A 21672-nucleotide genomic window follows, 5' to 3' on the forward strand; every position below is an offset into this window, starting at 1 on the left:
TAGGGGCCTTTACCCAAACAATATGACCAGGGCGGAGTTTCATCATGTCGGATGCCTATCATAACGGCCGGGCCAAGGGTGGCCAAGGCAAGACCGGAGGGCATCGAGTCCCCGACACAGCCCGGCAAATCGCCGTGCAAGGCCCGATTGTCCGGCGCCAGGCCGGCAGGTTCGGCCTGGCGGCCTCGCTCTGCCTGCTGCCCATCCTGCTGGGAAGCTGCGGAAACACCCGCTCCGTCGCCTCGGATGCCACCCAGATCGAAGGCTTCCGGGCCGGCGTGGTGGCGGACGAGCCGCGCGCAGCGCTGATTGGCCGCACCATGATTTCCAACGGCGGCAATGCGGCGGACGCCGTCGTCGCCGCCTATTTCGCCATGTCGGTCACGCTCCCCAGTGCGGCGGGCCTGGGCGGCGGGGGCATCTGCATCGCCCACAATGCCGACGAAACGACCACGGACATCATCGACTTCCTGCCGCGCGCGGCGGCGGCCGGCACGGTCGCCGTGCCCGGCAATGTCCGCGGCATGGCGGCGCTCAACGCCCGCTACGGCAAGCTGCAGTTCGCGGCCCTTGTCGGACCCGCCGAAAGTCTCGCCACCACGGGGACACCGATCAGCAAGGCGCTGGCGCGCGACCTGCAGCAATATGGCGAGCTCCTGACCGAGGATCCGACCCTGCAGGCGACCTTCACGCGTCTCGACGGCACGCAGCTGGGCGAGGGCGACAATATGCGCCCGGTGGATCTCGCGGCCAGCCTTGGGCAGATCCGCGCCCAGGGCGTCAACGCCTTCTACAGCGGCCTCCTCGGGCAGAAGCTGGTCGAAGGCGCCCAGGCGATCGGCGCGCCGCTCACCATAGACGACCTCCGGAACTACAAGGTGGCGATCTATCCGCCGCTGGAAACCGAGTTCACCGACCTCAGCCTCTATGTGGCCCCACCGCCCGCGTCCGGCGGCGTGATCACGGCCCAGGCGGCGGCGATGCTGTCGGGTGCGGACAATTCGCCGGCGGGGCAGGCCGCCGTCTCGCGCCAGATCATGTCGGCGCGCTCGGCCTGGATGCAGCCGGACGGCAGCGCGCAAGGTGCGCCCGCCGAACTTCTCTCGCCCGACAAGGTCAAGGCTCTGGCGGCGCAGAGCAGCATCGCGCTGCCGCAGGAGAATACGAGCGCCGCCAGCATCGTCGCGATCGATTCCGACGGCATCGCCGTGGCCTGCACCTTCACCATGAACGCGCCCTTCGGTGCCGCCCGCGCGGCCCTTGGCACCGGCATCGTGCTGGCGCCGGCTCCCAACGACCAGGGCGTCGGCTATTCCACGCTCTCGCCGGTGATGCTGGCCAGCAAGTATAATGGCGAGGTCTATTTCCTCGGCGGTGCCGGCGGCGGCGCGCCGGGTGCCCTGGCCGAAGGGCTGGTGCTCGACGGTGTCATGCGCCGGGCCATGCCGCTCGATCAGGCGATGCAGCTGTCGCGCGCCTATGATGACGGGACCCAGCAGATCGATGAGAGCGCCGGCGTGCATATCGGCCGCTTGAATGCGATCTTCTGCGCCCGCGGCGCACCGTCCGATCCCGATTCATGCCAGCTCCGGAACGATTACCGCGGCAACGGCCTCGCGGCGATCCTGGGCGAGGAATAGGCGGACCCATGGCCCTGAAGGCATCGCGGCGCGCGGCGATCGATCCCTTCATCGTCATGGAGGTGATGCGCGCCGCCAACGAGCGTGCGGCAAATGGCGGCGACATCATCCATATGGAAGTGGGCCAGCCCTCGACCGCGGCACCGCGCAAGGTGCTGGAGGCCGCGAGAAGCGCGCTGGACAGCGATCTCATCGGCTATACCGATGCGCTGGGCCTGCCCGCCTTGCGCAGCCGCATCTCCCGGCATTACGCCGATTTCTACGGCCTCGACGTGCCGGCGTCGCGTATCGCCGTCACGACCGGCTCCTCCGGCGGTTTTCTCCTGAGCTTCCTAGCCGCCTTCGATCCGGGCGACCGGGTGGCGCTGGCCATGCCGGGCTATCCCTGCTACCGGCACATCCTCACGGCGCTGGGCCTCGCGCCGGTGCTCATTGAAACGCACGCCGCCACCAAGTTCCAGCCGACCATCGCCGATCTCGAAGGCGTGGAAGGCCGGCTCGACGGGCTCATTCTCGCTTCGCCCTCCAATCCCGTGGGTGCCGTTCTGCCGCGGGCCGAGCTTGCCGCCATCGCCGCCTGGTGCGCGGCGCGCGGCGTGCGCCTCATCTCCGACGAGATCTATCACGGCATCACCTTCGGCGCGGTCGCGGCGAGTGCGGCGCTGGCGGAAGGCGCCGTCGTCATCAACAGCTTCTCCAAATATTTCAGCATGACCGGCTGGCGTCTGGGGTGGATGGTGCTGCCGGACGACCTCATCAAGCCGGTCGAGCGACTGACGCAGAATTTCTTCATCTCCGCCCCGGCACTCTCGCAGCTGGCCGGCATCGCCGCCTTCGACGCGCGGGAGGAATTGGAGGCCAATGTCGCGCGCTATGCCAGGAACCGCGAGATCCTCTTGAACGACCTGCCCAAGGCCGGCTTCGACGACCTCATCACCACCGACGGCGCCTTCTACATCTATGCCAATGTGGCGCACCTCACCAGTGACAGCCTCGATTTCTGCCGCCGCATGCTGTCCGAAACCGGCGTCGCCGCCACCCCCGGCATCGACTTCGACCCGGCGCGCGGCCATCATTTCGTCCGCTTCTGCTTCAGCGGCGCGACGCCGGACATGGTGGAAGCGGCGCGGCGCCTCAAGGAATGGCGGAAGTAGCGCGCCACACGGTTCGTCATCCCCGGGTCAAGCCCGGGCATGACGAACCAAATAGAAAGTCGCCGCTACCCGACCTTCACCACGACATGCTTCTTCTTGCCGGCGGAGAGCTTGATGACGCCATCGGCATTGATGTCGGCGGCACCGACCTTCAGCGCATCGTTGCCGATCGGCTGGTCGTTGAGCCTGGCGCCGTTCCCCTTGATGAGCCGGCGCGCCTCGCTCTTCGAGGCCGCAAGTCCCGCCTGCACGAGGAGGTCGATCACCGCGACACCGGCCTCGATCGCCGCGCGCGGCACGTCGACGGTCGGCAGATCGCCGCCGAGGCCGCCTTCGACGAAGACCTTGCGTGCGGTCTCCCTGGCGTCGGCCGCGGCCGCCTCGCCCCGGCACAGGCGCGTCGCCTCGTCGGCCAGCACGATCTTGGCTTCGTTGATCTCGGCGCCTTCCAGCGATTCCAGCCGCTCGATCTCCTGGAGCGGCAATTCGGTGAAGAGGCGCAGGAAGCGGCCGACATCGGCATCCTCGGTGTTGCGCCAGAACTGCCAGTAATCGTAGGCGCTCAAGCGCTCTTCATTGAGCCACACGGCACCCGCCGCCGACTTCCCCATCTTGGCGCCCGAGGCCAGCGTGATGAGCGGCGAGGTGAGGCCGTAGAGCGCCTTGTCGTCGCAGCGGCGGCCCAGTTCCACGCCGTTGACGATATTGCCCCATTGGTCGGACCCGCCCAGCTGCAGCACGCACTTGTTGCGCCGCGCCAGCTCCAGGAAATCGTAGGCCTGCAGGATCATGTAGTTGAATTCGAGGAAGGTGAGGGGCTGCTCGCGCTCCAGGCGGATCTTGACCGAGTCAAAGCCCAGCATGCGGTTGACCGAGAAATGCCGGCCATAGTCGCGCAGGAAGTCGAGATAGTTGAGCTTGTCCAGCCAGTCGGCATTGTTGACCATGATCGCGTCGGTGGGCCCCTCGCCGAAGGTCAGGAACCTCGCGAAGATCTGCCTGATGCCGGCGATGTTCCGGGCGATGTCGGCATCGGAGAGCACCTTGCGCATGTCGTCGCGCCCAGTGGGGTCGCCGACCTTGGTGGTCCCGCCGCCCATCAGCACCACGGGCTTTCCGCCCGAACGCTGCAGCAGGCGCAGCATCATGATCTGCACCAGCGACCCCACATGCAGCGAATCCGCCGTGGCGTCGAAGCCGATATAGGCGACCAGCGGCGCCTTCCCGGGCATGGCCAAGGAATCAAGTTCCTCCATGGCGGTGCATTGATGTAGATAGCCCCGCGCGACGAAATCGCGCAGGAAGGGGGATTGCGGCTGAAACATGGGACTTGCTCGTCGGCTTGGCTTGTTTTGAGGCCGGTCATGTAACACATTCGGGCAAAGCGGGCCAAGTCTGCCAAGAATCGCCGACAACCCCTCACCACAACCCCTCTCCCCGGAGGGGCGAGGGGCTTGACAGGCAAGTTTGGTGGAGACTCCCTCGCCCTGCGATAGCGGGGAGAGGGCCGGGGTGAGGGGTCTTTAGATCGGAATGGCGGGGCTTTTGATGCCGGGAAAATGGGCGATCGGGCTGATGAGCGGGACCAGCGCCGACGGGGTGGATGCGGCGCTCATCGAGGCGGATGCCGAACATATCTACGCCTTCGGCCCGGCGCTCTCCGAACCCTATGACGCGGCCTTCCGCGACAAACTGAAATCCACCTATGGCGGCAAGGCGCCTCCCGATCTCGTTGCGGAGGTGGCACTTGAACTCACGCGCCGCCACGCCTCGGCGGTGCTTCACCTCCTCGACCGCGCGGGGCTGGCGGCGCGGGAGATTGCGGTGGTGGGTTTCCACGGCCAGACCATTCTGCATGCACCACACGAACGCCGCACCTGGCAGATCGGCGACGGTGCGCTGCTGGCCGAACTCACCGGCATCGACGTGGTGAACGATTTCCGCTCGAACGATGTGGCGGCGGGCGGGCAGGGCGCGCCGCTCGTGCCGATCTTCCACAAGGCGCTGGTCGCGGCATTGCCGCCGGAAACGCCACGCCCCGTCGCCGTGCTCAACATCGGCGGTGTCGCCAACGTCACCTGGGTCGGAAGCGATGGATCCTTGCTCGCTTTCGACACCGGCCCCGGCAACGCCCTCATCGACGATTGGGCGCAGCGCCATGACGGGCGGCCGGTCGATCTCGGCGGCGCCATGGCCCGCAGGGGCCGCATCGACGAAGACGTGCTGGCAAAGCTCCTCAGCCATCCCTTCTTCGACCGCACCGCGCCCAAATCGCTCGACCGCAACGCCTTCCATTCGACTCTCGTCGACCATCTGTCGGTCGAGGACGGCGCCGCGACCCTGACCGCCTTCACCGCCGCTGCCATCGCGCGCGCGGTCTATCTGTTTCCGGCACCGGCGCAGGCCTGGCTCGTCTGCGGCGGCGGCCGTCACAATCCGGTCCTGATGGAAGCGCTCGAGGAACGCCTCGATGCTCCCGTGCGCGGCGTCGATCAGCTGGGTTGGGACGGCGATGCGCTGGAAGCCCAGGCCTTCGCCTATCTCGCCTTGCGCTCCCTGGCCGGATTGCCCATCAGCTTCCCCACCACGACCGGCGTGCCGCAACCGATGACCGGCGGCAAGCTCTGGCGGGCCCGGGATGCGCTGAAAGCCCGAGATGCGCTGAAAGCCTGAGATGCGCTGAAAGGACGCCTTCACAGCGCCGCCGGCGGACTCCAGACTTCCGTTCTTCGGCAACATCTCCCGCGCGATGCGAAAGGATCGGATATGACCAAGGAGTACAAGGCGATCGTCGGCGACATCAACGCCTACACCAAGGAGCTGCACAAGCTCATCCCGGACACGATGACGGGCTTCGCCGCGATGGCCAAGGGTGCGACGCAGGCCAAGGTGCTCGATGAAAAGACCAAGGAACTGATCGCCCTTTCGCTCGGCGTCGCCGCCCATTGCGACGGCTGCCTGGGCTTCCACACGAGGACACTCGCCAAGCTCGGCGCGACGCGCGAGGAAATCGGCGAAGCCCTCGCCATGGCCATTTATATGGGCGGCGGCCCCTCCCTGATGTACGCTGCCGACGCCTTGCGTGCCTTCGACCAGTTCAAGGAAGGGTAGGACAAGACGACACGGCACTACCTTCTCCTCTTACCTTAAGTCGCGGCCCCCCTCCCACCTTCAGGGGGGAGGGGGGCGGCAAGTGAAGATTCTTGCTAAGCTCGCGCAAAGGCACGCATGCAACGGAGAAACGGATGACCGGGCAACATGAAGGCGGCTGCGTCTGCGGCGCCGTGCGCTATGTGACGGCGGGTGCGCCGGAACGCGTCAGCATGTGCCACTGCAGCTGGTGCCAGCGCCGCACCGGCTCGGCCTTCGGCACCGAGGCCGTGTTCAAGCATGAGAACGTGACCTTCACCGGTTCGCCCATGCGTGTCTATCGCCACCTCTCGGATATATCCGGCCGCTGGCTCGACCAGCATTTCTGCCCCACCTGCGGCAGCAATCTCGGCCTCACCATGGAAGCCGTCCCCGACATCCGCTCCATCCCCGCCGGCACCTTCGACGACGCCTCCTGGCTCGACCCCGCGAAGATCCCCTTCCGCCACATCTTCATGCGCTCCGACCATGGCTGGGCCGACGTGCCTCAAGGCATGGAACAATACGAAGAGCATTTCCGGAAGTAGGGCGAAGAGTCGCCGCAATCCACGCCCAAGGTTATCGCATGCGCCATCTTTTTATGCCGTCATCCCCGGACTTGATCCGGGGATCAGCCCGCAACCGATGGAGAGAACCCTCTCGAACCAGATGCCCGGCCATTCTTGATTCAAGAGTGGGCCCGGACATGACGTGCTTTGGAATACTGTCGTCTCCTCCCGCCTTCAGGGGGCTGTCGGCATCGAACTGACCGCCAAGGCGCATAGTTGACGGTAATCTCTGGGCCGATATTCTCCTAGAGTTCCCACTTTGTCATGTCCTGCTCAAGTGGCTAAACCAAGAATGGCTGCTCTCTGTCCGCAGATATATGGATTGTGAAGTTTGAAACGCCATTGATTCTTTTGACCCGTTCTTTCGGAGCTTAAGGACAGTATGCGAGTGTATCATTTCATCAATGAGTGCTATGGCCTTGACGATATTCGCCGCTGCAGGCTCAAGGTCTCGACGATAAGTGAATTGAATGATCCATTCGAATTGCTCGGGGTTAACTTGTCCAATTCTGACGTGCGCCATGCATTTCTCGAAGTCAGGAGGACACTCTCTTCCAATAGAGGCATGCTTTGCTTTAGTCGTAATTGGCGTAACCCCGTCCAATGGAGCCACTATGCCGACAGGCATCGCGGATTGTGCCTTGGTTTTGACATTCCAGACGAATATCTGATCCACGTCAGTTACCAATCAACGCGTCTACCGTTCGACCCAACTCGTTTTGGGGACACAGGAACAGTAGGTCAAGCCGCTATTCAGGAAGTGCTCAGTACCAAGTATTGTCACTGGCGCTATGAACAGGAAGTTCGTGTATTCGTGAGCCTGGATGAACGGGAAGGAGATTCCAACTGGTACTTCAAATCGTTCTCCGAAGATCTAGCTCTTAGAGAAGTCATTGTTGGCTGCAACTCTGAGCTTAGTAAATCTGCCTTGCTAAGTGCGCTGGGTGACACGGCCTCTAAAGTCGATATTTGCAAAGCACGCCCCGCCTTTCGAACATTCAGAATCGTAAAGCAGAACAATAAAGTACTTTGGCCGTAGCATTCGACGTCAATCTCGCGAAAAGATTGGCTGACGAGATGATCCTGAAGCGTCCTGCGGAGTATTCTTGATAGCAATCCAAGTGTATTTCCCCGCGAAGGCGCGGGACCCACGAGTTTCTTTCTTTAGCCGCCAACAAACTCGTGGATGGCCCGCCTGCGCGGGCCATGACAACAGGGGCAAATCGCGCTTCACTTCCTGCCCCGACCGCGCCAAAGTTGGCCTGCCGCAGACCCCGCCACAATTGACCACCCCCAGGACCCCCATGCCCCCCACCTCCCACGCCCGCGGCATCGCACTCTATCTTGCCGGGGTGGCGCTCTTTGCCGCCAACGATGCGCTTGGCAAATGGCTGGTCACTGATTATTCCGTGGCCGAGTTGATGCTGATCCGCTCGGCCGGCGCCGGGTTGCTGCTGCTGTTTCTGGCGCGTGGGATGGGGGTCTCGCTCAGGCTGCCGGCGGGGCAGGCGCCGCTGCATATCCTGCGGATACTGCTCTTGGCCGGCGACAGTTTCTCCTTCTATTTCGCCACCAAGGCATTGCCCTTGGCCGACGTCATGACCTTCTACATGTCGGCACCGCTCATCATCACGGCGGCCTCGGCCTTGCTCCTCAAGGAGCGGGTGGGGTTGAAGCGCTGGTCGGCCATCCTCATCGGCTTTGGCGGCGTGGTCATCGCGCTGCAGCCGACCAGTGCGGCGTTTCAGCCCGCGGCGCTCGTGGCGCTCTTCGGGGCGGCGTGCTTTGCGCTGGCGCTCGTTATCACGCGGCGCCTGCGCGATTACCATTGGCTGTCACTGGTGGCCTGGCAGTTCATCGGTTGCGGCATCGTCGGCGCCGCCGCCTCGCCCTTCGACTGGGTGACCCCAAGCTGGCTCGATTTCTCGCTGATGGCGCTGGTGGGTCTGGTGGCCAGTGGCTGCTTCATGCTGATCACGAAGGCCCTGTCGCTGGCGCCGGCCTCCCTGCTCGCACCGCTGCAATATACCGCCATCGTCTGGGCCTCGATCCTGGGCTGGATGTTCTGGCGCGACGAGCCGACGCCGCACATCATCCTCGGCAATGCGATCATCATCGGCAGCGGTCTCTTCGTCCTCTCCCGCGAGCGCAGGCTCAAAGTGGATGTGAACGCGCGCATCGAGCCCATTCCCTGACCGCCGCATGCTTTATGTTCCACAAATGTTCTTGACAAGTGATATGGGAATATGGTACTAATTTGACGGTGTGCACAGATCACTGAAAACACCCGGTTCCGGCCCGCTTCAGACAGCGATTCTGGCCCCGCCGGTCATCTGGAATTGCTCGGTTGTCCCCGGCGCAAGCCGCTGTTCGTGCGGCGCAGGCCGGAAACCCTTGGCATCGAGGGGGTGCCCACCTGATTTGGCGGGCGCCAATGATGCATCCTGGCCGGCGATCCGCCGGCTCCCCGGAGCGGCTGGGTGAGCGCTCTCCCGTCAGGCGCACGCTGGGAAAAGTGCGCCTCCCCGGATCCAGGGTGACGCGATCCCCCCTTGGGCCCTGCGGTGAGCGGGCCTCCCCGGATCGCCAGGGACAGCGATCCCCCATCGGACCCAAGGGCGGCGGGTCCCCCTAAGATCGCGCGGGTCACCGATCTCCTCCGCCCGGCAGGACAGCCGCGCAAACCCAAGCTGCCCGAGCAATTCCAGATAACCGGCCAAGACCAAGTATCCAAAGAGAAAAGAGGTGGGGATTAAGGTCCGCAGCCGGGCCGGAACAGGCGATGAGATGCGATGGGTTCTTCTCAAATACGCGGTACGCACACATTAATGTATGAACCCGGCGGAAAGCTTATTTTTCATCTACCGATTAACATATTGTTCACGGAGGCCAAATAGAACGGCGTTCCTATCGCCTTCGCATTTAGGACTGATTCCATGAAAGACATTGCCTCCAACGCCACCACCCGACCGGGCCTGGCGTCGCGCCTGCCGCTTTCCCTCAAGATCCTGCTGCCGATCGTGCTCGCGGTGACGCTGGGCTATGTCGCCTCGACCTGGATTTCATCGGACCGCAGCGGCAAGGTCGTCAACGAGATCGCCCTGCAGCAGGGCCAGCAGATGGCCCAGGCGCGCGCCGCCGAAATGCAGGCGATGTTCAATGCCAATTTCCAGATCGCCTATACCTTGCGCGATACCTATGTCGGCATGCGGAGCGAGGGCGCGCTGAACCGCGCCGCCTTCACCGCGGCCCTGCGCGCGGCCTTGAAGGCCAATCCCGATCTCGTCGGCGTCTGGGCGGGCTTCGAACCCAACGCGTTCGACGGCGCCGACCAGGCGGCGGTGGGCAGCGAAGGCGCCGACAAGACGGGCCGCTACGTGCCCTATGCCTATCCCGACGGCGGCGCCATCAAGCTCGACCCGATGGCCTCGCTCGACAAGCAGGATGCCAGCGGCGACTTTTACCAGATCCCGTTCAAGACCGGCCTCGATACCGTGCTGGAACCCTATATCTACGCGCTGGCCGGCAAGGATACGCTGCTGGTCAGCCTGGCGACGCCGGTCAAGGTCGACGGCAAGGTGATCGGCGTCATCGGCGTCGACATGTCGCTGGAGCAGATGAATGTCGATCTGATGAAGGTGCGTCCCTACGGCACCGGCTCCACCGCCGTCATTTCCAGCGGCGGCCTGATGGCGGCCTCGGTCGAGCCGAAGAATCTCGGCAAGCCCTTCGTGGGCTTGAGCCCCGCCTTCGAGGACGCGCTGCCGCGCGCGCAGGCGGGCGAAAGCTTCATGATCACCGACTGGTCGAACGCGCTCGACACCAGCGTCACGCGCGTCTTCGTGCCCCTGAGGATCGGCGAGGTCGAGAAGCCCTGGTCGGTCATGCTCAACCTGCCGGATGACAAGATCATGGCGCCGGTCCGGCAAGTGGTCTGGGTCAATTCGATGATCGCCGTCGTCGTCGTCGTCATCCTGGCCATCGTCATCATGCTGCTCGTGCGCATCGTGGCGGCGCGTCCGGTGAAGGCGCTGACCGGCGCGGTCGAGGCGCTGGCTGGCGGCGACACATCGATTACCGTGCCGATGACCGGCCGTGGCGACGAGATGGGTGTCATGGCCAAGGCGGTCGAGTTCTTCCGTCAGAAGCTGATCGAGGTCGAGGATCTGCGCGTCCGCCAGGCCGAGGTCGAACGCAAGGCCGCCGAGGATCGCCGCCGCGCCATGCTGCAGCTGGCCGACGGTTTCGAAGCCAGCGTCAAGGGCATCGTGCAGACGGTCTCGAGCGCCGCCACGCAGCTTGAGTCGAACGCGCAATCCATGTCGGCCGTGGCCGAGGAAAGCTCGCGCCAGGCCAATGCCGTCGTCAATGCCGCGACCGAAGCTTCGACCAATGTAACGACCGTCGCCGCGGCCTCCGAGGAACTCTCGGCTTCGATCAACGAGATCAGCCGCCAGGTGGCGGAGAGCAGCACGATCACGCGCGTCGCGGTCGATGAAGTTGCCAAGACCGGCGCGACGGTCGAAAGCCTCGCGGTCGCGGCCGAGAAGATCGGCGGCATCGTGCAGCTCATCAACGACATCGCCAGCCAGACCAATCTGCTGGCCTTGAATGCCACCATCGAAGCCGCCCGCGCCGGCGACGCCGGCAAGGGGTTCGCCGTGGTGGCGTCGGAGGTGAAGAACCTGGCGACGCAGACCTCGAAGGCGACCGAGGAAATCTCCAGCCAGATTTCCGGCATGCAGGATGTAACGCGTGCCGCCGTGAACGCGATGTCGGAGATCCGCGGCACGATCAACCGCATCAACGAAATCTCGTCGGGGATTTCGGCGGCGGTCGAGCAGCAATCGGCGGCGACGCAGGAAATCTCCAGCAACGCTCAGCAGGCGGCCAAGGGCACGGACGAGGTGAACCGCAATATCGGCGGCGTCAGCCGCGCGTCGGAAGATGCCGGCTCCGCTTCGTCGCAGGTGCTGAGTGCGGCGGGCGACCTTTCGCGCCAGTCGCAGGCCCTGGCCAATGAAGTCGACGGCTTCATTGCCAAGGTCCGCGCCGGCTGAGGATCGAGAAAGGAAGAAGCGCGGGGCCAGCTTCCCGGCCCCGCGCTTTCTGTTTTCACCGGTCGACCGGCCGCTTGATCGCCATGGCGGAAACCATGCTGACCAGGGCGGCGAAGACGACATAGGCGGCGAGGTAGGTCGGGCTGCCTTCGTTCTTGGTGATGAGGTAGGTGGCGATGATCGGCGTGATGCCGGACGCGAAGATGCCGGAGAACTGATAGACGAAGGAGATGCCCGTGTAGCGGACGCGTGCGTCGAACAGGTCGGAGAAGAGCGCCGCCTCCGGCCCGTAGCACATCGCATAGACGATGCCGAGCGGCACGATCAATGCAAGGCCCGCGATGAACGGATCGCCCGTGCCCATCATCCAGAAGGCCGGGAAGGTGACGAGCGCCAGGGCCATGGAGCCGATCGCATAGGTCTTCGGCCGGCCCCAACTGTCGGACAGGCGCCCGAAGATGGGTATCGTTCCGATCATCACCAGCGCCGAGGCGGTCACCAGCCACAGCGCCGTCGTGCGCTCGACATTCACATATTTCGACAGGTAGACGATCGAGAAGACCGCGAACACGTTGAAGAAGACCCCGTCGATATAGCGCGCGCCCATGCCGAGCAGGATGTTTTTCGGATATTCGCGGATGAGATCGACGAAGGGCAGCTTGGCCTCGGTCTGCGTCTCCTTGATCCTGGTGAATTCCGGCGTTTCCATGATCTTCAGGCGAATGTAGAGGCCGACCGCGACCAGCAGCACGCTGGCCAGGAAAGCGACACGCCAGCCCCAGGACATGAATTCCACCTCGGGCAGGAGCGAGGCGATGGCCGTGACGCCGGAAGCGAGGCACAGGCCGATGGCAAGGCCGATCTGCGGCAGGCTCGCATAGAAGCCGCGCTTGTGGCCGGGCGCGTATTCATAGGCCATCAGCACCGCGCCACCCCATTCGCCGCCGATGCCGATGCCCTGCGCGATGCGCAGCAGCAGCAGCAGGATGGGGGCGGCGATGCCGATCTGCCCGTAGGTCGGCAGCGCACCGATGAGCACGGTGGCCACACCCATGATCATCAGTGTCATGACCAGCATGTTCTTGCGGCCGATCTTGTCGCCGAAATGGCCGAAGATGACGCCGCCCAGCGGCCGCGCCACGAAGCCGATGGCGAAAGTGGTGTAGGCAAGGAGGGTCGAGACGACCGGATCTTCGGCGGGGAAGTAGAGCTTGTTAAAGACGATGCCGGCGACGATGCCGTAGAGAAAGAAGTCGTACCATTCGATGGTTGCGCCGATCACGCTGGCAAAGACGACCCGCCGCAATTGGCCGGGCGTTGGCTCGTTGGAATGCATCGTTCCCTCCCATGGGTTTGTTGGTTTGTTATGTGCGCTGAACCGGATCCGTATCCTCTTGAATGAGATCTGCTGCCTTTTCGGCGATCATGATCGTGGGCACGTTGGTATTGCCCGAGACGATGCGCGGCATGACCGAGCAATCGGCGACCCAGAGGCCGTCTATCCCCCTCACGCGCAAGCGTGGATCGACGACGCTGGAATTGTCGCTATCGGGTCCCATCCGGCAGGTGCCGGCAGGATGGAAGATGGTGGCGCCGTGCTGGCGCGCGAAACCGAGGAGGTCGGCATCGGTCGACTTGTCCGCACCCGGCAGGAACTCGTCGGCGATGAGATCGGAGAGCGGCGCCGTCTGCGCCAGTTTGCGGGCGAACTTGATGCTGGCCACCGCGCAGCGTTGATCGGTTTCCGCCGTCAGATAGTTGGCGACGATCCGGGGCGGGCGCAGCGGATCGGCGCCGGCCAGGGTGATGGCGCCGCTGCTTTCCGGGCGCAGCTGGCAGACCGACAGGGTGATGCCGGAGAAGTCGTGTACCTTGCCACCGGCCATGTCGGCCGAAAGTGTCGCGATGTGGAACTGGATGTCGGGCGTCTTCGATTCCGGCAGCACGCGCGTGAAGAGGCCGCCCTGGTTGATGCCGATCGCCAGCGGCCCGCTGCGCTTGAATATCCAGTCGAGCCCCATGCGCATGCGCCCGGTAAGCGAGCGCAGGGCATCGTTGGTGCTGATTTTCCGGTTGAGGCGATGGATGAGGCGGATCTGCAGATGATCCTGCAGATTCCCGCCCACACCCTTGAGATCCAGCTTGACGTCGATGCCATTGGCCTTGAGATGTTCCGCCGGGCCGAGCCCCGAGAGCATCAGGAGCTGCGGCGACTGCACGGCACCGGCCGAAAGAACGACGCCGCGCCTTGCGCCGAGCTGGCGCCGTTCGTGACCGAAGTGAATCTCGACGCCCGTCGCGCGCCGGCCCTCGAAGAGAATGCGCGTCGCCTGCGCGTTGCAGATGATGCGCAGGTTGGGCCGTTCGCGCGCGGGTCGCAGATAGGCGACGGCGCTGCTCTGGCGCCAGCCGTTGCGCGTGGTGAGCTGGTAGTAGCCGACACCTTCCTGCGCGCGGCCGTTGAAATCCTGCGTGCGCGGCACGCCGCATTTCCCTGCGGCTTCGATGACGGCTTCGACGATCGGATGCCGGCCTTGAATGCTGCTGATATGCAAGGGGCCGTGGCTGCCGTGCAGTGGATCGCCGGGGAAGGCGAGGTTGGTTTCGAGCTTGCGGAAATAAGGGAGGACATCGGGCCAGCCCCAGCCGGCATTGCCGAGCGCCGCCCAGTGCGCGTAATCCTCGGCCTGGCCACGGATGACGATGAGGCCGTTGATGGAGGAGGAGCCGCCAAGCACGCGCCCGCGCGGCCAATAGATGCGCCGGCCCGCCATCGATGCTTCGGGCTCGGTATAGAACTGCCAGTTGACGCGGCTGTCCCACATCGTCTTGCCGTAGCCGATGGGCAGATGAATCCAGAAATGGCGGTCCGGCGGCCCGGCCTCGAGCAAGGCGACGGAATACCGCCCGTTCTCCGACAGGCGATTGGCCAGCACGCAGCCGGCCGAACCGGCGCCGACGACGATGAAATCGAATTCAGTTGCGACACTCATGGCGGTGTCTTTCTCCCCTTGGCGCTAAGGCTGACCAAAGTCCCAATCAGAGTCAATCAAAAATGAGACGATTTGTCTCATTTATTGAGACGATATAGGTTGGAAAAACGAGCGGAATATCGGGCAGTATCGGGCCAGATGGGGAGAATGGATTGGCCAGCAAAGCGCAAATGGAACGGGAAGGCGTATCGGCGGTCGGCCGAGGCCTCGACCTGATCGATACGATTGCGGCCGCCGGCCGGGCGCTCACGGTCGCCGAATTATGCGCGATGCTCGACCTGCCCAAGCCGACCGTGCATCGGCTCTGCCAGCGCCTCTCGGCCACCGGCTATCTGGCGCGCGAGCCTGGCGGGCATCATTACACGGTGGGGCCGCGCCTCATGCGCCTGGGCCTCAATGTACTGCGCGGCGGCGCCGGAACCGAGCGGCGCGCGATCTTGCAGAGTGTCGTCGACCAGGTGGGCGAGACATGCAACTTCACCGCGCTGGCCGGCGACGAAGTGATCTATCTCGACCGCGTCGAGGCGCGCTGGCCGCTGCGCCTGCATCTCGAACCGGGCTCGCGCGTGCCGATGCATTGCACGGCGAGCGGCAAGCTGCTGCTTGCCCTTCTGCCCGAGGCGCGCAGAGCGCGGCTGCTGAAGAGCATCGACCTGTCGCCTTTCACGCCCAACACGATCACCGATCCGGATGCCTTCGCCGCTGAACTGACGGAGATCAAGACCCGAGGCTACAGCCTGGACCGAGAGGAATTCCTGCTGGGCCTCGTCGCCATCGCCGTGCCCGTCACCGACGCGCGCGGATCGGTGCTGGCCGCCATCGCCTGCCACGCGCCCAGCGCCCGCTTCAGCCTGGCCCGTGCGGTCGAATGCCTGTCCATCTTCCAGCACGCCGCCGAACAGATGGCGGAGACGCTGCCGGCGGGCGCGTGAGGAATTTCTTATCGGAAGGGTGCGAAAGGCGCCAAGTAGGTCTGGACCATGGTCGCCTGCTCACCAGCATCGCCCCAACGCTGGAGATCAAAAATCAGTATTCGCGAAATCTGGCGCAATGGATGGAAGAAGCCGAGCGCGGGGACGGTGACAACAATGAACATCCGCCACTGCCGGCCTTCTCCGTCGGTTCCAATGGCTATAGTCCTAAACTAGGCCGTGCCGCCGCCAGCTAGAATCTTGGGCTATTGACATAGGCGTATATGCGCCTATATTTGGGCGTATATACGCCTATATGAGGATCTGGCACATGACACCACAGGCAGCGGCGAAGTTCGAGCAGTGCAATTGCCTCGCGGTTCGGCAGGCAGCACGGCACCTGACCCAGTTTTACGACCAGTTCCTCGCCCAGTCCGGACTGCGGACGACGCAGTTTTCGATCCTCGCAAAGCTGATGGGACTTGGGCCGCTCTCGATCAACGCCTTGGCCAAGGAACTCGTGATGGACCGAACGACACTCGGGCGGAACATGCTGCCCCTTGAGCGGGAAGGGCTGATCGAAATCGTGGCGGGAACAAGCGACCGGCGGACGCGGGAATTGCGCCTGACCAGGGCGGGCCATGAGCGAATGCAGGCGGCTGCACCCGGATGGAACGCGGCGCAAGCCAAGTTCGAGGCTTCCTTCGGTCGGAAGCGGTCCTCGGAACTCCGCGCGCTGCTGGACCAGGTCGTGGCTTCGGAACTGTAGGCCGGAAGTGGCCTCGGATACGGGCATGTCGGCTTTGCAGCCACTCAGTCCGACCCCAAGAAAATGGCAGACCCCGAGAAAATGGGCGGTATGCCCGGAACCAGGAGAAAAATGAACGCGCTTGCGAGAAAGACGGCGATCGTGACCGGTGCATCCACAGGTATCGGCCGCGCCAGCGCCGAAGCTCTGGCGCATGCGGGGTTCCGGGTCTTTGGAACGAGCCGCCGGGCTGCGGACAGCGATCCGCGTGACGTGTCCATGCTGACATGCGACGTGACCGACGATGCGGCCGTAGCCTCCGTCGTCTCGACGGTGCTGGCGCGAACCGGCCGGATCGACCTCCTGGTCAACAACGCGGGCTTGAGCCTTCTGGGCGCCGCCGAGGAATCCTCCATCAGCCAAATTCAGAATCTCTTTGACGTGAATCTGTTTGGCGTCATTCGCATGACCAATGCCGTCTTGCCCCTGATGCGGCAGCGCGGCGAAGGCCGGATTGTCAATATCAGCTCGGTACTGGGTCTCATCCCCGCGCCTTACTCCGCCCACTACGCCGCAACCAAGCATGCGCTTGAGGGATATTCGGAATCTCTGGACCATGAAACGCGCGCCTTCAATGTGCGCGTCGTCCTGGTCGAACCGGCTTACACGCGCAGTGCGTTCGAACAGAACACCCTCACGGCGGATTCCATGCTGAAGGAATATGACGAAGCCCGAGCCAGCGCCCGCGCACTGCTCAAGGACACGATCGCTGTTGGCGATACGCCGGAGAGCGTGGCGGAAGCCGTTCTGCTGGCCGCAACCGCTGGCCGCCCGCGGAGACGCTATCCCTCCGGAAAGATGGCGCGGCAGGTCAGCATGCTTAGACGGTTCGTGCCCTCGGCGGCTTTCGACAAGAGCCTGCGCAAGCAGATGCGCCTGCCGGCCTGAAGTCCGCCGCGATCGCGCCAAGTGAAACGAGAACCGCAGAAATGAACGCATTCATGCATACGACTGCCATTGTCCCGCGGAAGCGGCCGCGTCGGAGTGCCTCGCGCGCTCTTCTCGCGTTTGCCGCCACTTCACTCCTCTTCACCGCCGGCTGCGACCAGGCGACATCGACACCGACAGAGCCCGATCCGCTGGTCCGGGTCGTCGCGGTGGCGCCGGCGGCACTTGAGGAAACCGCTTTCACCGGCACTATCGCGGCCCGGGTCCAAAGTAGTCTCGGGTTCAGGGTCGGCGGCAAGATCATCGAGCGTCTGGTGGATACTGGCGAAGTGATCCGCGCCGGAACGCCGATCTATCGCATCGATCCGACCGACTACGACCACGCCATCGCCGCTCAGCTTGGCAATGTCGCCGCCGCGAAGGCGCGACTCATTCAGGCCGCGGCCGATGAAAAGCGCTATCGCAACCTCTTGCCAACGCGCGCCGTCTCCGTCTCGGATTACGATGCGGCCAAGGCGGCGGCCGACAGCGCTCGCGCCTTGCTGGATGCCGCGCAGGCGCAGCTTCTGGTCGTGCAGGACGATAGAAGATATACCACGCTGGTCGCCGATGCCGATGGGACCGTGGTGGAGACGCTGGCGGAGCCCGGCCAGGTAGTGAGTGCGGGGCAGATCGTGGCGGGTATCGCCCATACGGGTCCGCGCGAGGCATCGATCAGTCTGCCCGAAACCATCCGGCCGCGCCTTGGGTCGGCGGCCCAGGCGTCGCTCTATGGCGGCGATGGCCGCTGGCCGGCACGATTGCGGCAGCTTTCCGATGCGGCCGATCCCCAGACCAGGACCTTTGAGGCGCGCTTCATCCTCGAAGGCGATGCCGCGGGTGCGCCACTGGGAGCCACCGTGACAATCTGGCTGTCGAATGAAGCGTCTGCTCAAAAGACATCCGTGCCGCTGGGCGCCCTGATCGACGAAGGGAACGAGACCGGCGTCTGGATTCTTGACGACAAGAGCTCCACGGTGACCTTTCGGCCGGTGCGGATTGATCAATTGGGGGCCGAAACAGCCGTCCTGAACAGCGGAATAGCGACTGGAGAGCGCGTCGTTGCGCTTGGCGCCCATCTACTACATGAGGGGCAACGCGTGCGCACGAGCGATTTCCAGGCGGGCCGGCCTTGAACAAGTTCAATCTCTCGGCGCTCGCGGTGCGTGAGCGTGCGATCACGCTGTTCCTGCTGATCGCGATCAGCGCCGCCGGGGCATTTGCATTCCTTCAGCTCGGGCGGGCCGAGGATCCTGCCTTCACCGTCAAGGTTCTTACCGTGGCCGCGGCATGGCCAGGTGCAACGGCCGAGGAGATGCAGAACCTCGTTGCCGAGCCGCTGGAGAAGCGCCTCCAGGAATTGCGCTGGTATGACCGGGTCGAAACCTTCACGCGGCCGGGCTTGGCGTTCCTGACCTTGTCGCTGCAGGATAAAACCCCGCCCGCCGCAGTGGAGGAGGAGTTCTACCAGGCCCGAAAGAAACTCGGTGACGAGGCTCACGACCTGCCCGCCGGCGTCATCGGGCCCATCGTCAACGACGAATACTCCGACGTTCAGTTCGCACTCTATGCGATCAAGGCACCGGGCATGCCGCCAAGGCAGCTGACGCGGGAGGCCGAAACGCTTCGCCAACGTCTTCTGCATGTCCCCGGCGTGAAGAAGGTGGACATCTTCGGAGAGAGGCCGGAACGCATCTTCGTCGAATTCTCATATGCCCGGCTGGCCAATCTAGGCATCAGCGCGCGTGAAATCTTCGAGAGTCTCGAGAAGCAGAATGTCGTGACGCCGGCGGGTTCGATCGAAGCGGACGGACCACAGGTCGTGATACGCGTCGATGGGGCGTATGACGGCCTGGCGAAGATCGCCGATACCCCCATCGTCGCCGCCGGACAGATCCTCAAGCTGTCCGATATCGCTCATGTCCGGCGCGGATATGAAGATCCCGCGACCTTCCTGATCAGGCATGACGGTGAGCCGGCAATGGTTCTCGGTGTCGTCATGAAGGAGGGCTGGAATGCCCTCGACCTCGGCAAGGCGCTCGATGTCGAGGAGCGCAAGATTGCAGCCGATCTACCGACGGGCCTTTCATTCAGCAAGATCAGCGACCAGGCGGTGAATGTCACCGAGGCTGTCGACGAGTTCATGATCAAGTTTTTCGTCGCGCTCGGCGTGATCATGGTCGTGAGCCTGATCAGCCTGGGATGGCGCGTCGGGATCGTCGTGGCCGCCGCCGTGCCGCTCACACTCGCCGCCGTGTTCGTGATCATGCTGGTCACCGATCGCGTGTTTGACCGCATCACGCTTGGTGCGCTCATTATCTCGCTGGGTTTGCTCGTCGATGACGCCATCATTGCCATCGAAGTGATGGTGGTGAAAATGGAAGAGGGCTGGGACAGGATTAGGGCGGCCGCCTATGCCTGGAGTCATACCGCCGCACCCATGCTTTCCGGAACGCTGGTCACGATCATCGGCTTCACGCCAGTCGGTTTCGCGCGCTCGACCGCTGGAGAATATGCCGGCAATATTTTCTGGATCGTGGGCTTCGCGCTGATTGCGTCCTGGGTCGTGGCCGTGATCTTCACGCCCTATATCGGCGTCAAGCTGCTGCCGAATATCCCACCCGTCGCCGGCGGTCAGGAAGCCATCTATTCGACACCCCGCTACGAGAGGTTCCGGCGACTGGTGACGTGGGCGGTGAATCACCGGTTCTGGGTGGCCGGCGCCGTCATCGCCGCCTTTATGCTGGCTGGCGCCGGCATGGGACTTGTGGAACAGCAGTTTTTTCCCGCTTCCGACCGGCCGGAGGTCCTCGTCGAGGTGCAGATGCCCGAGGGGACCGCCATCGAAGTGACCGCCGATGCGGCGAGGAAGGTGGAGGTGTGGCTGAAGCAGCAGCCGGAAGCGAAGATCGTCACGACCTATATCGGTCAAGGGGCGCCGCGCTTCTTCTTTTCCTACAATCCGGAACTTCCCAACCCTTCATTCGCCAAGCTGATCGTGTTGACGCCAGATGCAGCGGCGCGCGAGCGGCTTAAGCTTCGCCTTCGGACGTGGGTTGCGCAAGGCGAGGTGCCCGAAGGGCGCGTGCGGGTCGCGCAGCTGGTGTTCGGCCCGTATTCCCATTTTCCGGTTACTTTCCGCGTCATGGGGCCGGACCCCGCAAAGCTGCGCGCCATTGCGAAGGATGTGCAGGCGGTCATGCGCGCCAATCCAAACACGCGGCAAGTCAATCAGGATTGGGGCGAGCGCGTGCCGACAGCCCGCTTCGTGCTGGACCAGGACCGGTTGCGCTCGATCGGACTGAGCTCCGCGGATGTCGCCCAACAACTGCAGTTCCTCCTGACCGGCGTGCCAGTCACGCAGCTGCGTGAGGATATTCGCACGGTCGAAATCGTGGCGCGGAGTTCCGGTCCGGAAAGGCTCGACCCCGCCCAGCTCGGCAACCTGACCTTGACCAGCCAGGATGGCCGCTCCGTCCCATTGAACCAGATCGGCCGCATCGAGGTCCGGCCGGAGAACCCCATCATGAGACGGCGGGACCGCACGCCGACGATCACGGTACAGTCCGATATCGACGAAAGCTTGCAGCCGCCGGAGGTCTCCCGGGAGATCGAAGCGGCGCTGCGGCCGATCATCGAGCGTCTTCCGTCCGGCTACCATATCGAGATGGGCGGCAACATCGAGGATGCCGGCAAGGCGAACAGCGCCCTTGCGCCTGTCTTTCCCATCATGATCGCCTTGACGCTGTTGGTGCTCGTCGTTCAGGTCCGATCGCTGTCCGCGATGGTCATGGTCTTCCTGACGGCACCTCTCGGGCTGGTTGGAACCGTCCCGATCCTGTTGCTGTTCCATCAGCCCTTCGGCTTCAATGCCATTCTCGGCATGATCGGCCTGTCCGGTATCCTGATGCGGAACACGCTCATCCTGATCGGCCAGATTCAAACCAATCGGGAGGATGGCCTTGATCCTTACCGCGCCGTTATCGAAGCCACCGTGCAGCGCGCACGTCCGGTCGTTCTGACCGCGCTGGCCGCGATCTTTGCCTTCATACCCCTCACGCAGTCTGTATTTTGGGGCTCGATGGCCTACACCCTGATTGGCGGAACCGCGGTGGGCACGGCGCTGATCCTGCTCTTCCTTCCGGCGCTGTATGCGATTTGGTTCCGCATTCGCCCGATAGACTCTGCAAATATGACACTGGTCGAGACCGAGGTTCGAGCCGCCACCCGATAGAACGGGGTTGCTCAGATCGATCGCTCGCATCATCGCCGGCGAGGATGCCGGCCGCCAGGGATAAGGTCCTGCGGGTCGCAGGCGATGGACAGAAAGTCCGCGCGATAGTTCTTGGTTCCCATTTCATCATGATTAGACAAGCGCCAAGAGAAAGTCGCGCGTGAATATTCCATTATTCAATGTAGTACGGAATAATACTTAGATAACTAATCTATTTTTCATGCTTAGGTGCGATGCTTCACGCGAA

The 21672-nt window shown here is 63.8% G+C and carries 16 protein-coding genes; 13 read left to right on the top strand and 3 right to left on the bottom strand.

The annotated features are described in order from the left end of the window. Positions 1 to 44: 44 nt before the first annotated feature. Together ACE3TY_RS02215 and ACE3TY_RS02220 are read left to right on the top strand one after the other, a co-directional pair. A complete protein-coding gene (locus ACE3TY_RS02215; protein WP_374650487.1) occupies positions 45 to 1640 on the top strand; it encodes a gamma-glutamyltransferase in 1596 nt (531 codons plus the stop codon). Between the two features lie 8 nt (positions 1641 to 1648). Next, complete coding sequence (locus ACE3TY_RS02220) at positions 1649 to 2794, top strand: pyridoxal phosphate-dependent aminotransferase (protein ID WP_374650489.1); 1146 nt, start codon at positions 1649 to 1651, stop codon at positions 2792 to 2794. 65 nt (positions 2795 to 2859) lie between these two features. Here ACE3TY_RS02220 and tyrS read toward each other — a convergent pair whose 3' ends face one another. Continuing rightward, positions 2860 to 4119: a tyrosine--tRNA ligase gene (gene tyrS, locus ACE3TY_RS02225; RefSeq protein WP_374650491.1), complete on the bottom strand. Its 1260-nt coding sequence runs from the start codon at positions 4117 to 4119 to the stop codon at positions 2860 to 2862. A gap of 208 nt (positions 4120 to 4327) precedes the next feature. Here tyrS and ACE3TY_RS02230 point away from each other — a divergent pair, with 208 nt between their 5' ends. From ACE3TY_RS02230 to ACE3TY_RS02255, 6 genes are all read left to right on the top strand, one after another. After that, entirely contained in the window at positions 4328 to 5467 is a 1140-nt protein-coding gene (locus ACE3TY_RS02230) for an anhydro-N-acetylmuramic acid kinase (protein WP_374650493.1), read from the top strand. A gap of 93 nt (positions 5468 to 5560) precedes the next feature. Further along, the gene (locus ACE3TY_RS02235) at positions 5561 to 5905 is read left to right on the top strand and encodes a carboxymuconolactone decarboxylase family protein (RefSeq protein WP_374650495.1); all 345 of its coding nucleotides are present in this window, start codon (positions 5561 to 5563) and stop codon (positions 5903 to 5905) included. A gap of 134 nt (positions 5906 to 6039) precedes the next feature. After that, positions 6040 to 6471, top strand: a complete 432-nt coding sequence (locus ACE3TY_RS02240) for a GFA family protein (protein ID WP_374650497.1) — start codon at positions 6040 to 6042, stop codon at positions 6469 to 6471. Positions 6472 to 6880: 409 nt separating this feature from the next. Then, on the top strand, positions 6881 to 7531 hold the full coding sequence (locus ACE3TY_RS02245) for a DUF2971 domain-containing protein (RefSeq protein WP_374650499.1): 651 nt from the start codon (positions 6881 to 6883) through the stop codon (positions 7529 to 7531). A gap of 265 nt (positions 7532 to 7796) precedes the next feature. Further along, on the top strand, positions 7797 to 8687 hold the full coding sequence (locus ACE3TY_RS02250; RefSeq protein ID WP_374650500.1) for a DMT family transporter: 891 nt from the start codon (positions 7797 to 7799) through the stop codon (positions 8685 to 8687). A gap of 741 nt (positions 8688 to 9428) precedes the next feature. Next, the gene (locus ACE3TY_RS02255) at positions 9429 to 11552 is read left to right on the top strand and encodes a methyl-accepting chemotaxis protein (protein ID WP_374650502.1); all 2124 of its coding nucleotides are present in this window, start codon (positions 9429 to 9431) and stop codon (positions 11550 to 11552) included. 55 nt (positions 11553 to 11607) lie between these two features. Here the strand turns inward: ACE3TY_RS02255 and ACE3TY_RS02260 are convergent, their stop codons facing one another. Both ACE3TY_RS02260 and ACE3TY_RS02265 read right to left on the bottom strand, forming a co-directional pair. Further along, the gene (locus tag ACE3TY_RS02260) at positions 11608 to 12888 is read right to left on the bottom strand and encodes an MFS transporter (RefSeq protein ID WP_374650504.1); all 1281 of its coding nucleotides are present in this window, start codon (positions 12886 to 12888) and stop codon (positions 11608 to 11610) included. Between the two features lie 28 nt (positions 12889 to 12916). Then, entirely contained in the window at positions 12917 to 14545 is a 1629-nt protein-coding gene (locus ACE3TY_RS02265) for a GMC family oxidoreductase (protein ID WP_374650506.1), read from the bottom strand. Positions 14546 to 14697: 152 nt separating this feature from the next. On the opposite strand from ACE3TY_RS02265, the gene ACE3TY_RS02270 reads away from it, so the two are divergent. From ACE3TY_RS02270 to ACE3TY_RS02290, 5 genes are all read left to right on the top strand, one after another. Next, positions 14698 to 15477 (top strand): IclR family transcriptional regulator, encoded by a 780-nt coding sequence (locus ACE3TY_RS02270; protein ID WP_374650508.1) that lies wholly within the window; start codon positions 14698 to 14700, stop codon positions 15475 to 15477. A 310-nt stretch (positions 15478 to 15787) separates the two neighbouring features. After that, a complete protein-coding gene (locus ACE3TY_RS02275) occupies positions 15788 to 16225 on the top strand; it encodes a MarR family winged helix-turn-helix transcriptional regulator (RefSeq protein ID WP_374650510.1) in 438 nt (145 codons plus the stop codon). Positions 16226 to 16336: 111 nt separating this feature from the next. Next, complete coding sequence (locus tag ACE3TY_RS02280) at positions 16337 to 17152, top strand: oxidoreductase (RefSeq protein ID WP_374650512.1); 816 nt, start codon at positions 16337 to 16339, stop codon at positions 17150 to 17152. 53 nt (positions 17153 to 17205) lie between these two features. After that, entirely contained in the window at positions 17206 to 18327 is a 1122-nt protein-coding gene (locus ACE3TY_RS02285; protein WP_374650514.1) for an efflux RND transporter periplasmic adaptor subunit, read from the top strand. Continuing rightward, positions 18324 to 21425 (top strand): efflux RND transporter permease subunit, encoded by a 3102-nt coding sequence (locus tag ACE3TY_RS02290; protein WP_374650516.1) that lies wholly within the window; start codon positions 18324 to 18326, stop codon positions 21423 to 21425. Before ACE3TY_RS02285 ends, ACE3TY_RS02290 begins: the two co-directional genes overlap by 4 nt. The last annotated feature ends 247 nt before the right edge of the window (positions 21426 to 21672 follow it).

The sequence above is a fragment of the Dongia sp. genome, from assembly GCF_041918875.1.
GTDB lineage: Bacteria > Pseudomonadota > Alphaproteobacteria > Dongiales > Dongiaceae > Dongia.

Bases quoted from the DNA above. Each gene is read 5' to 3' on its own strand.
- ACE3TY_RS02215 (WP_374650487.1), top strand. From the start codon at position 45: ATGTCGGATGCCTATCATAACGGCCGGGCCAAGGGTGGCCAAGGCAAG.
- ACE3TY_RS02220 (WP_374650489.1), top strand. From the start codon at position 1,649: ATGGCCCTGAAGGCATCGCGGCGCGCGGCGATCGATCCCTTCATCGTC.
- tyrS (WP_374650491.1), bottom strand. From the start codon at position 4,119: ATGTTTCAGCCGCAATCCCCCTTCCTGCGCGATTTCGTCGCGCGGGGC.
- ACE3TY_RS02230 (WP_374650493.1), top strand. From the start codon at position 4,328: ATGGCGGGGCTTTTGATGCCGGGAAAATGGGCGATCGGGCTGATGAGC.
- ACE3TY_RS02235 (WP_374650495.1), top strand. From the start codon at position 5,561: ATGACCAAGGAGTACAAGGCGATCGTCGGCGACATCAACGCCTACACC.
- ACE3TY_RS02240 (WP_374650497.1), top strand. From the start codon at position 6,040: ATGACCGGGCAACATGAAGGCGGCTGCGTCTGCGGCGCCGTGCGCTAT.
- ACE3TY_RS02250 (WP_374650500.1), top strand. From the start codon at position 7,797: ATGCCCCCCACCTCCCACGCCCGCGGCATCGCACTCTATCTTGCCGGG.
- ACE3TY_RS02255 (WP_374650502.1), top strand. From the start codon at position 9,429: ATGAAAGACATTGCCTCCAACGCCACCACCCGACCGGGCCTGGCGTCG.
- ACE3TY_RS02260 (WP_374650504.1), bottom strand. From the start codon at position 12,888: ATGCATTCCAACGAGCCAACGCCCGGCCAATTGCGGCGGGTCGTCTTT.
- ACE3TY_RS02265 (WP_374650506.1), bottom strand. From the start codon at position 14,545: ATGAGTGTCGCAACTGAATTCGATTTCATCGTCGTCGGCGCCGGTTCG.
- ACE3TY_RS02275 (WP_374650510.1), top strand. From the start codon at position 15,788: ATGACACCACAGGCAGCGGCGAAGTTCGAGCAGTGCAATTGCCTCGCG.
- ACE3TY_RS02280 (WP_374650512.1), top strand. From the start codon at position 16,337: ATGAACGCGCTTGCGAGAAAGACGGCGATCGTGACCGGTGCATCCACA.
- ACE3TY_RS02285 (WP_374650514.1), top strand. From the start codon at position 17,206: ATGCATACGACTGCCATTGTCCCGCGGAAGCGGCCGCGTCGGAGTGCC.